At 61.0% G+C, this 10,810-nt stretch carries 9 protein-coding genes; 2 read left to right on the top strand and 7 right to left on the bottom strand.

Annotation, left to right across the window (positions count from 1 at the left end):
• The 5 genes from JWQ61_RS13375 to JWQ61_RS13355 form a co-directional block, all read right to left on the bottom strand.
• The coding region (locus tag JWQ61_RS13375; RefSeq protein ID WP_304360960.1) for a DUF3483 domain-containing protein at window positions 1-224 on the bottom strand (224 nt) is incomplete at its 3' end.
• A gap of 2 nt (window positions 225-226) precedes the next feature.
• Window positions 227-2,290, bottom strand: coding sequence for an NADH:flavin oxidoreductase (locus tag JWQ61_RS13370; RefSeq protein WP_304360959.1), 2,064 nt, complete (start codon window positions 2,288-2,290; stop codon window positions 227-229).
• 15 nt (window positions 2,291-2,305) lie between these two features.
• Window positions 2,306-2,842, bottom strand: coding sequence for a DUF5943 domain-containing protein (locus JWQ61_RS13365; protein WP_304360958.1), 537 nt, complete (start codon window positions 2,840-2,842; stop codon window positions 2,306-2,308).
• Window positions 2,843-2,870: 28 nt separating this feature from the next.
• Window positions 2,871-3,842: a dipeptidase gene (locus JWQ61_RS13360; RefSeq protein ID WP_304360957.1), complete on the bottom strand. Its 972-nt coding sequence runs from the start codon at window positions 3,840-3,842 to the stop codon at window positions 2,871-2,873.
• 18 nt (window positions 3,843-3,860) lie between these two features.
• Window positions 3,861-5,129 carry a serine hydroxymethyltransferase gene (locus tag JWQ61_RS13355; RefSeq protein WP_304360956.1) on the bottom strand — a complete coding sequence of 423 codons (1,269 nt, stop codon included), beginning with the start codon at window positions 5,127-5,129 and terminating at the stop codon, window positions 3,861-3,863.
• 477 nt (window positions 5,130-5,606) lie between these two features.
• Here JWQ61_RS13355 and JWQ61_RS13350 point away from each other — a divergent pair, with 477 nt between their 5' ends.
• Window positions 5,607-6,620, top strand: coding sequence for a GlxA family transcriptional regulator (locus tag JWQ61_RS13350; RefSeq protein ID WP_304360955.1), 1,014 nt, complete (start codon window positions 5,607-5,609; stop codon window positions 6,618-6,620).
• 88 nt (window positions 6,621-6,708) lie between these two features.
• On the opposite strand, the gene mgrA is transcribed toward JWQ61_RS13350, so the two are convergent.
• On the bottom strand, window positions 6,709-7,752 hold the full coding sequence (mgrA, locus tag JWQ61_RS13345) for an L-glyceraldehyde 3-phosphate reductase (RefSeq protein WP_304360954.1): 1,044 nt from the start codon (window positions 7,750-7,752) through the stop codon (window positions 6,709-6,711).
• A 263-nt stretch (window positions 7,753-8,015) separates the two neighbouring features.
• On the opposite strand from mgrA, the gene JWQ61_RS13340 reads away from it, so the two are divergent.
• Window positions 8,016-10,169, top strand: a complete 2,154-nt coding sequence (locus JWQ61_RS13340) for a TonB-dependent siderophore receptor (RefSeq protein WP_304360953.1) — start codon at window positions 8,016-8,018, stop codon at window positions 10,167-10,169.
• A 57-nt stretch (window positions 10,170-10,226) separates the two neighbouring features.
• Here the strand turns inward: JWQ61_RS13340 and JWQ61_RS13335 are convergent, their stop codons facing one another.
• On the bottom strand, window positions 10,227-10,736 hold the full coding sequence (locus JWQ61_RS13335) for a DinB family protein (protein ID WP_304360952.1): 510 nt from the start codon (window positions 10,734-10,736) through the stop codon (window positions 10,227-10,229).
• Between the last annotated feature and the right edge of the window lie 74 nt (window positions 10,737-10,810).

The following is a 10,810-nucleotide window of genomic DNA, read 5'->3' as shown; positions in this document are numbered from 1 at the left end:
GTCGCCACGTGGGTGCGGGCGATGTAGGGATCGCGCGCCACCACATGGTGCAGGTCGACGAAATAGCGTTTTGGAATCGCCAGCAGGCCCAGCCACGATACCGAAGCCTCGCGGCCGGCGCGCCACAGGGCAGCCCGCCGCGCCAGGCCGACAGACAGTCCCGCAGCCGACAGCCAGAACAGGACGGTGATGAGGTGATTCAACGAAGAGGCCGAAGCGTCCATGGTCAGAAATCTTTGCACAGGCGCAGCGAATCATAGATTGCCGCATGAATGTTATGCATGGAGATGCAGTCGCCGACCCGGAACAGCAGGAAACGGCCGTCGCCCAGGGTTTCCGCCAGCGCCGGCTGCGGCTCGGCGGCGAACAGCTTGTTGACGTCGATCTGGCCGCGGTTGAGCGATTGCGGCTTGAGCGACCAGTACAAATGATCGTTGGGCAGGATGCCGTTTTCAATCACGACCTGGTCAACCACCCGCTCTTCCTGCACTTCGGTGTATTCATTGCGCAGCACTGCGACTTTCTTGTCGCCTTCGGCGTAGACCCGGTCCAGCCAGTAATTCGGCGTCGGGATCACGCCTTGCGCATACAGGCGGCGATAGAAAATCGGGAAAGTGGTGCCGCCGGTATCGTCGGCGATCTTGACATCGGGCGTGACGATTTCCACCAGGCTGCCGCGGCTGGCCAGGAAATCGGCAACGCCGAAACCGGCGTGGGTGCTGATGCCGTCGTACACCAGCACGTTCTTGCCAGGCGCTACGCGTCCCTGCAAAATATCCCAGGAACTGACCGACAAACCCTCGGCGATGCCCCAGGCCGCGACCTGGCTGGTGTAGTTGCTGCCGCCGGTCGCCAGCACCACGATATCCGGCTGTTCGGCCATGATCATCGCTTCGTCGGCATTCACGCCCAGCCGGCGGTCGACGCCGAGGCGCTTGGTTTCCATGTCGAACCAGCGCACGATGCCGGCCATCTGCTCGCGTTGCGGCGCCTTGGCCGCCAGGTTGATCTGGCCGCCGACCACATCGCTGCGTTCGAACAGCACCACCTCGTGGCCGCGCTCACGCGCCACCCGCGCCGCTTCCAGCCCGGCCGGGCCGGCGCCGACCACCACCACCTTGCGTTTCGGCCCGCGGCTTTTGACGATCTGATGCGGCATGCTTTGTTCGCGCGAGGTCGCGGCGTTCTGCACGCACAGCACGTCGAGTCCGTTGTACTGGCGGTCGATGCAGTAGTTGGCGCCCACACATTGCTTGATTTCGTCTTCGCGGCCATCGCGGATCTTGATCACCATGTGCGGATCGGCGATCTGCGCGCGCGTCATGCCAACCAGGTCGACCATGCCGGAGGACAGTATACGTTCCGCCTGGCCGGCGTCGCGTATGCTTTGCGCGTGCATCACCGGCACCTTGGACACCGCCTTGATGCCGGCCGCCAGGTGCACGAACGGTTCCGGCGGCAAGGCCATCGGCGGCATGCAGTTGGCCAACGTATTGTGGGTATCGGCGCCAGAGCCGACCACGCTCAGGAAGTCGATCAAACCGCTACCTGACATCGCTTGCGCGATTTCCTTGGCGGTTTCGTGGTCGATGCCGTCTTCATGGAATTCATCGCCGCACATGCGCAGGCCGACGCAGAAATCGCTGCCGACCGCTTCCCGCACCGCTGTCAGCACTTCGATACCGAAGCGCATGCGGTTTTCCAGGCTGCCGCCGTATTCGTCGGTGCGCTGGTTGACGCGCGGACTCCAGAACTGGTCGATCAACTGCTGGTGGGCAGCGGAAATCTCGATGCCGTCCATGCCGGCCTGCTTGACCCTTTTGGCAGCGGCGGCAAAGTCAGCGACGATACGGCGGATTTCTTCAATTTCGATGATCTTGGCGTTGCCGCGATGGACCGGCTCGCGTATTCCCGAAGGGCTGACCAGGTGCGGCCAGTTCTCGCCATGCCATGCCGTGCGGCGCCCCATGTGGGTAGCCTGGATCATGATCTTGGCGCCATGCCGGTGCATGGCTTCCGCCAGCCGCGACAACGGCTCGATCACCTTGTCGGTAGTCAGGTTGACCGATTTCCACCAGCCTTGCGGACTGTCGATGGACACCGTGCTGGAACCGCCGCAAATCGCCAGGCCCAGGCCGCCCTTGGCCTTTTCTTCGTAATACCGTATATAGCGTTCGCCCGGCAAGCCGCCTGCCTCCGCGTATACCTCTGCGTGGGCAGTGCTCACCACCCGATTGCGCAGGGTTACCTGGTTCAGGGTCAACGGCGAAAACAAAGTCGGATAACGCATGGTCTGTCTCTATCCCTAAGCAGCAACTGCCGTGACTGTAGCCGTGACTGTAAACACGCAATGGTCGTGGCCTTCGCCGCCGCACTGGGTTTCGCTGCAGGTCGAGCGCAGCGGATTGCCGGTGGTATCGGAGACCCAGTCCATGGCGCCGGCGAACCAGCCGGCGAACATGTAGCACAGCTTGCCGTGCGCTTCCGGCTGCTGCAGCACGAACGATGAATTGAGCAGCTTGATGCTGGCGCTGGCCTTGGCCGCGTCCACCTCAGAAAAAGAAAACAAGCCCCAGCCGCGCTGCGACAGGCGCTTCAGGTAATGCTGGTAGACATCCAGGCCGGACATGCCGTGTTGCTTGGCTTCTTTCTCGCACCAGAAATAGGCGGATTTGTGGCCGGCCTGGTACAGGATCTGTGCATATTCGTCACGTCCCAGCGCCGCTTCCACCGCGGTATGGTTGTTGGTGAAGAAATGGCGCGGCACATACAGCATCGGCAGTTTGTCGGTAGTCCAGACGCCTGTGGCGGCGTCGACTTCAATCGGCAATTGGGGTTGCATTGCTACTCCTCGGTATGTTGTATCGTGCTCAAGCGGTCCAGACTTCGCCGAACACCCGCAGCCAGTTCTCGCCCAGCACCTTGCGGATGCGACTCTCTTTCCAGCCGGCGCGCTCCATCGCTGTGGTCAGGTTGGGGAAATCGCCTATGGTGCGGAAACCTTCCGGATTGATCACAGTGCCGAAATCGGTCAGGCGGCGATGGCGGCCCTTGTCGTGCGTCAGCCATTCGAAGAAGGGCTTGCCGTAACCCTGGGTGAAATCGGTGCCGATGCCAACGCAGTCGTCGCCGACCAGGTTGATGATGTAGTCGAAGGCTTCCACGTAGTCGTCGACATTGGCGCTGCTGCCGCGCTTGAGGAAAGGCGGGAACATGGTGACGCCGATGAAGCCGCCATGGTCGGCGATGAATTTCAGCTGTTCGTCGCTCTTGTTGCGCGGATGCTGTTTCAGGCCGGACGGCAGGCAATGCGAATAACAGACCGGTTTCTTCGAGGCCAGGATCGCTTCGGTCGAGGTGTTGCCGCCGACATGCGACAGATCGACCATGATGCCGACCCGGTTCATTTCTTCGATCACTTCGCGGCCGAAGCCGGACAAGCCGCCGTCGCGTTCATAGCAGCCGGTGCCGATCAGGTTCTGGGTGTTGTAGCAAAGCTGCACCACGCGCACGCCCAGCTCCGCGAATACTTCGATGTAACCGAGGTTGTCTTCAAACGCGTGGGCGTTCTGGAAACCCAGGATGACGCCAGTGAGGCCTTCCTTTTTCGCACGCTTGATGTCTTCGACGCCGCGCACCAGCGTCAGCAAGTCGGCGTTGTCGCGGATCAGATTCTTCATGTCGACCACATTGCCGACCGTGCCCTGGAAATTTTCCCAGACCGAGATGGTGCAGTTGACGGCGCTCAGGCCGCCCTTCTTCATGTCTTCGAATACCGGCCGCTCCCACTTGGAGATGTTGAGGCCGTCGATGACCAGGCTTTGCTGATGCAGGTTGCTCATGCCGTGCTCCATGTCGGTTTAATAGATAGGAAAACGCTTGCACAGCGCGCGCACTTCAGCCAATACCCGCTGCTCGACTTCGGCGTCGCCCTCGGGCTTGTTCGCCAGCGCATCGAAGATCTCGACAGTCAGGCGGCCGACGGTGCGGAATTCCTCGATGCCGAAGCCGCGCGCAGTGCCGGCCGGCGTGCCGAGTCGGATGCCGGAGGTGACGGTCGGCTTTTCGGTATCGAACGGGATGCCGTTCTTGTTGCAGGTAATGCCGGCGCGTTCCAGAGCATGTTCCACTTGCGTGCCCTTCAAGCCCTTGGGCCGCAGGTCGACCAGCAGCAGATGGTTTTCGGTGCCGCCGGTCACCAGGTCGACGCCGCCGGCCAGCAGCACTTCGCCCAGCGCCTTGGCGTTGGCCACCACGTTGGCGATGTATTGCTTGAACTCCGGCTCCAGCGCCTCGCCGAAAGCGACTGCCTTGCCGGCGATGACGTGCATCAGGGGACCGCCCTGCAAGCCAGGGAACACCGCGGAATTGATTTTCTTGGCGATGTCTTCGTCATTGGTCAGCACAAAGCCGCCGCGCGGACCGCGTAAAGTCTTGTGGGTGGTCGAAGTGACCACATGCGCATGCGGCACCGGGCTTGGGTGATGGCCAGTAGCCACCAGCCCGGCGATATGCGCCATGTCGACCATCAGCAATGCATCGACGCTGTCGGCAATGGCGCGGAAACGGGCGAAATCGAGCTGGCGCGGATAAGCCGAATAACCGGCGATGATCAGGCGCGGCTTGTGCTGTTTGGCCAGCGCTTCCACTTCGTCGTAGTCGATCAGATAAGTATCGCGGTTGACGCCGTATTGCACGGCGTTGAACCATTTGCCCGACATCGCCGGCCGTGCGCCGTGCGTCAGGTGGCCGCCGGCGTCGAGCGACATGCCCAATACCGTGTCGCCCGGCTTGACCAGCGCCAGCATGACCGCGCCGTTGGCCTGGGCGCCGGAATGCGGCTGCACATTGGCGTATTTGGCGCCGAACAGTTGCTTGACCCGGTCCAGCGCCAGGGTTTCCACCTGGTCGACGAATTCGCAGCCGCCGTAATAACGCTTGCCCGGATAGCCTTCTGCGTATTTATTAGTCAATACAGAACCCTGCGCTTCCAGCACGGCGCGCGAAACGATGTTTTCCGAAGCGATCATCTCGATCTGGTTTTGCTGGCGCTCCAGTTCAAGGCCGATGGCTTGTTTGACAGCGGCGTCGCGTTCGGCCAGCGACTGGGAAAATGCGGGAAGTGTCATTTGTATATGTCCGGGAAAGAGAGGATGTCGTGAGTGGTCCGTTGGTTGACACCATTTTGTCCCAGCCCCTTCCCCGCTATTGACTTGATCTGACGGGAACCTTTCAATTTGCGACATCGCTGTCACTTTTAGCCAAGCGCCGTTTTCCGGCGGCCTGGCGGCCACAGAGCGCGCCTGGGCGGCCGCTTGCGCCGAAATGGATCACGTGCACAAAAAGCGGGATTGCCGGCATTATTTTTTTTGCGCCTGCACAGCCTATGAAACCGGACTCCGGCAGGGGCTGGGAAACGGAATTTCCCCGCTGCGGATAGCGTCCTTTTTCCTCTTTCCTACCCGCTGCAAGCGTTGAAAAAGCGTTGAAAATAAGTCATCTGGTCGGCTTGGCATGCTTATTGCGACGCACAACCGAAAGCATTTGTTGTTCAGTCGTTTCAACGTTACATTGTCCATCGCTGATGTTTGCCAACGGAGCAGGTCATGTCTAAAAGCAGTACTTCTTTCACCCATTTTGCTTTCATGCCGCTCAACAACTTCACGATGCTGGCGTTTTCAAACGCCATCGAGGTACTGAGGATGGCAAACTACCTGGAAGGAACCATCCTGTACCGCTGGTCCGTGGTCAGCCCAGAGGGCGGCGCCGTAACGGCCAGCAACGGCCTTTCCGTGACCACCATCCGCGCCGACGAATGCCCGGCCGCCGATGTCGTGTTCGTCTGCGGCGGCACCGATATCGACGCCGCGGTCAACCCCGCCACTTTGGATTTGCTGCAATACCTGGCGACCCAGGACGTGACCTTGGGCAGCCTGTGCACCGGCGCCTTCGCCCTGGCCAAGGCCGGCCTGCTGGATGGCTACACCTGCGCCACCCATTGGGAAAACCTGTCGAGCCTGAAGCGCGCCTATCCCGCGATTTCCTTTGCACCCGACCTGTTTGTGATCGACCGCGACCGCATTACCTGCACCGGCGGCATCGCCCCGCTGGACCTGATGCTGAACCTGATTTCGAGCCAGGTCGGAAAGACCACGATTGCAGCGATCGCCGATCAATTCATCCTGGAGCATGTACGTGACCACAAGGACCAGCAGCGGGTGCCGCTGACGGTGCGCATGACGTCGGCGCGGCCGGCCATGGTGGAAGTGGTGTCGCTGATGGAAGCCAATATCGAGGAGCCGCTGTCGCTGGATGAACTGGCGCAGTTGTCTAACTCGTCGCCGCGCCAGCTGCAGCGCATGTTCAAGGAACACATGGGCATGTCGCCCACCCATTACTACCTGACGCTGCGCCTGCGCAAAGCCCGCGAGCTGCTGCGCCAGACCGACATGTCGATACTCAGCATTACCGTGGCTTGCGGCTTCCAGTCCGCCTGCCATTTCAGCAAGACCTATCGTGAAGTATTCAGCGTTGCGCCCAGCACCGAGCGCCGGCAGCCGAGCCAGGTTCCGGCTGCCCTGCTGGCGGCGCCAATGCAGCAGGCGGCAGCTTTCATTTAGCGGCGAAGCATCAGGGGGAGAAGAAAAAACGGGCGCCCCAGGCGCCCGTTTTTATATCTGCAAGATGGCAGTTCTCAAACGCGTGGCATCACGGCGCCAGTTCTTTTATCGAACGTTCCCACAGGTTGATGCCGCCTTCCTTGGCCTGCTCATCGATGGCAGCCAGCTCTTCTTTCGTAAAATCCAGGCGCTGCAAGGCGGCCACGTTTTCCCGGATCTGGGCCGGGCTGCTGGCGCCGATCAAGGTAGTGGTCACGCGCGGATCACGCAATACCCAGGCCAGCGCCATCTGCGCCAGGCTCTGGCCGCGGGTCTTGGCAATCTCGTTGAGGGCCCGCACCCGCGCCAGGTTTTCCGGGCTCAGGTGGGCTTGCTGCAATGAGCCGCCGCCTTCGCGGTTGATGCGCGAATCCTGCGGCACGCCGTTCAGGTACTTGTCACTCAGCAGTCCCTGCGCCAGCGCGGTGAAAGAAATGCAGCCCATGCCTTCCTGTTCCAGCGTATCCAGCAAGCCATCTTCAATCCAGCGGTTGAACATGTTGTAGGACGGCTGGTGGATCAGGCACGGCACTTTCCAGTCGCGCAGCAGCTTGGCGGCTTCCGCGGTCTTGGCCGGCGAGTAGGACGAGACGCCGACATACAGCGCCTTGCCCTGCTGCACGGCGGTCGCGAGTGCGCTCATGGTTTCTTCCAGCGGCGTTTCCGGATCGAAGCGGTGCGAATAAAAGATATCGACATAATCCAGGTCCATGCGCTGCAGGCTCTGGTCGAGGCTGGCCAGCACATATTTGCGCGAGCCGCCGCCTTGTCCGTAAGGACCCGGCCACATGTCCCAGCCGGCCTTGGTCGAGATGATCAGCTCGTCGCGGTAAGGCCGCAGGTCTTCCTTCAGGATGCGGCCGAAATTGGTTTCGGCGCTGCCGTACGGCGGCCCGTAATTGTTGGCCAGGTCGAAATGGGTGATGCCGAGGTCGAACGCGGTGTGCACCATTTCCCGCTGGCGCGTCAGCGAGGTGGTGTCGCCGAAGTTGTGCCAGAGTCCCATCGACAACAATGGCAACTTGAGGCCGCTGCGGCCGCAGAACCGGTACTGCATTTCGTCGTAGCGCTTGCTTGATGCGTGATAACTCATGACTGACATATTCCTTTTAACGATGGTCTCTTTGAGAATTTTGTTTTGCCGGCGGGACGGCGGGACTTGCATCCGCTAATTCTACAGAGCTATTTTGTGTCTCGCTGAGAGCGGCAAATCGCGCTTTCGTTTCCGGCTGCAGAAGCAAGCCGGATAAGCGTCAGCGGCAGCACGGGAAATGTTTTCACCGCACCAATCAAGAATGATTATCATTTATAATATCGCCTATTATTAAAAATAAATGGCCAGGCGAGGATAAAGTTTTGAAAAAGCAACTAATAGGAATATGTTCGGTCGTGCTGACGCATGGCGCCATCGCGGCCGATGTGCAAACGCAGGCAAATGCCGATGCGGCAGCCAGTGAAAATGTACTGCCTACGGTATCCGTCAAGGCCAACCGGGAAGATGCGGCGGAAAAGGGCTACCAGGCAAAGCGCGCGTCCGTCGGCAGCCGCAGCGACGCTGCGCTGGTTGACGTGCCGCAGGCGATCAGCGTCGTCACCTCGCAGTTCCTGCAAGACCGCCAGCCGAGCAGCCTGGCGGAATCGCTGGATACCGTATCCGGCGTCCACATGGGCAATACGCTGGGCGGCACGCTGGATGCGATCATCAAGCGCGGCTTCGGCGACAACCGCGACAATTCCATGCTGCGCGATGGCATGCTGTCGGTGCAGCCGCGCAATTTCACGCCGACCACGGAACGCATCGAAGTGCTGAAAGGGCCGTCGTCCATGCTCTACGGCAGCATGGACCCGGGCGGCGTGGTCAACGTCATCAGCAAAAAACCGCTGCTGGAAAACCAGCGCTCGGTCACGCTCGGCACCACCAGCTATGGCGGCGTCAGCGAACAGATCGACCTGACCGGACCGATCGGCGATTCCGGGCTGGCTTACCGGCTGATCGCCGACCACCAGCGCAGCAATTACTGGCGCAATTTCGGCGAAACCACGCAATCGGTAGTGGCGCCGTCGCTGGCCTGGTATGGCCGCGACACCACGCTGTCGTTCGCCTACGAACACATGAATTATTCGGTGCCTATCGACCGCGGCACCGTCATCGATACGCGCACCGGCAATCCGGTTGCGGTACCTGCGGACCGCCGCTTCGACGAAGCCTACAATGTCTCGGCCGGCCGTTCCGATGCCGTCAACCTGCGCTTCGACCACAAACTCAACGCCGACTGGACCCTGCACGGCGGCTACGGCTTCAGCCGCAGCTACTACAACGACTGGCAGGCGCGAGTATTGTCGGTCAACTACGCCACCGGCATCGCCACCCGCCGCGTCGACTCCACCCAGAACGGCGTGCAGTCGGCGCATACGCTGACCCTGAACCTGGAAGGCAAATTCAATTGGGGCGATATCCGCCACGACATCGTCGGCGGCGTCGACTACATGCGCAACTACCGGGTGCTGGGCGACCTCTACCGCGGCCCGAGCAACACCCAGTTCAACATCTACGATCCAGTCTACGGCCAGCTGACGCCGGCCGGCAGCAAGATCAGCCCGGCCGACAGCGACCAGACCGACAAACTGATTTCGCGCGGCGTGTTTGTGCAGGATTCAATCCACTTGAATGATCGCTGGATCTTGCTGGCCGGCGCGCGCTATGAATATTTCAATGAGTTGACCGGCAAGGGCCGTCCCTTCGTGGTCGGCAGCAAGGTCGCCGCCGGGCGCGCCACGCCGCGCGCCGGTGTGGTGTACAAGCTGGCGCCCGACTGGTCCATGTACGCCAGCTACAGCGAATCGTTCAAGCCGAATACCTCGATTGCGACGCCGATAGGCGAGTTGCCGCCGGAACTGGCCAAGGGCTACGAAATCGGCTCGAAGCTGGAAACCGAAAACCTGACTGCCACGGTAGCGGTATTCGATATCCAGAAGCGCAACATCCAGACCACTGAAACCATAGGCGGCATCAACTACACCCGCAACGCCGGTAAAGCCAGGTCGCGCGGCCTGGAGTTTGACGCCAACGGTCGCATCAGCCAGGACCTGAGCCTGGTCGGCAGCTACGCCTACACCGAGGCGCGCTACGCCGACGATCCCAAGCTGGCGGGAAATCCCCTGCCGAACACGCCGAAGCATTCGGCGTCGCTGTACCTGACGCGTGACTTTGGCGTCTCGCGCGTCGGCCCGGTTGAAGGCCGGATCAGGGCCGGCGCCGGCGCCCGCGTGTTCAGCAGCCTGCCGGTGGGCGACGGCACCGGCAAGGTTTACCACCTGCCCTACGGCCGCGTAATGGATGCTTTCGTGTCCTGGAACACTTTGGTCGGCGGTCAATCGGTGGACTGGCAGTTCAACATCAAGAACATCTTCGATTCGACGTATTACACCGCCAGCTGCTGCACCGGCACGCCGTTCGTCAATATCGGCGCCGGCCGCGAGTTCACGCTCAACGCCAAGCTGAATTTCTGAGATCAGGCTGAGCGTAAACTCGCGGCCTGCGTCATCAACACGCAGCCGCCGGATCCCTTATATCGGATCGGCCCGGAGATGTTCCGGCCGGTGCAGAAAGACCGTGAGCGTATCGCGTTGCGGCGGCACGCCGATCTGCGACAGGATGCGGCCGACGGCGCCGCGATGGTAGTTGCCGTGCGTGATCAGGTGGGTCAGCATCTCGCCGCGCGACATGCGGCCTGCCGAACCGTCTACGAAGGTGAACTCGACAATCTCTGCCAGTTCGGCTTCCGATATCGTATCGGCATATGACAGCAGCCAGCGGTCGGTTTCACGGACCGCCGCGCGCAGGTCGGCCAGAGCCGGCGTCGCCGTGGTGTTCAATGCCTTGTAATCGTGCAGCTGGCGCTGTAGGTTGGCTTCGAAAATCCGGTCCACCACGTAGACATGGTTCAAGATACGCGCCGCGTCATGTTTTTCACGTTCGTGGGATTCCAGCGGCAAGGCGGCAAGCGTCGAGAACAAGGTGTCGTTGGCCCAGGCTTTGTATTCAAACAGGGTAGTCAGCAGTTTATGTGCATTCATGGCGGATCCGTATCGGCAGGCGGCGATTCACTACAATCCCTTCATTTTATGCCAGCCGCGCAATCCGCGTAGGC

The sequence above is a fragment of the Collimonas fungivorans genome (genome assembly GCF_028292705.1).
Classification (GTDB): domain Bacteria; phylum Pseudomonadota; class Gammaproteobacteria; order Burkholderiales; family Burkholderiaceae_D; genus Collimonas; species Collimonas fungivorans_B.
The sequence above is the reverse complement of the archived record's forward strand: the minus strand, read 5'-3'. Positions and strand labels throughout refer to the sequence as shown.

Bases quoted from the DNA above. Each gene is read 5' to 3' on its own strand.
- JWQ61_RS13335 (WP_304360952.1), bottom strand. From the start codon at position 10,736: ATGAATGCACATAAACTGCTGACTACCCTGTTTGAATACAAAGCCTGG.
- JWQ61_RS13370 (WP_304360959.1), bottom strand. From the start codon at position 2,290: ATGCGTTATCCGACTTTGTTTTCGCCGTTGACCCTGAACCAGGTAACC.
- JWQ61_RS13355 (WP_304360956.1), bottom strand. From the start codon at position 5,129: ATGACACTTCCCGCATTTTCCCAGTCGCTGGCCGAACGCGACGCCGCT.
- mgrA (WP_304360954.1), bottom strand. From the start codon at position 7,752: ATGAGTTATCACGCATCAAGCAAGCGCTACGACGAAATGCAGTACCGG.
- JWQ61_RS13365 (WP_304360958.1), bottom strand. From the start codon at position 2,842: ATGCAACCCCAATTGCCGATTGAAGTCGACGCCGCCACAGGCGTCTGG.
- JWQ61_RS13350 (WP_304360955.1), top strand. From the start codon at position 5,607: ATGTCTAAAAGCAGTACTTCTTTCACCCATTTTGCTTTCATGCCGCTC.
- JWQ61_RS13360 (WP_304360957.1), bottom strand. From the start codon at position 3,842: ATGAGCAACCTGCATCAGCAAAGCCTGGTCATCGACGGCCTCAACATC.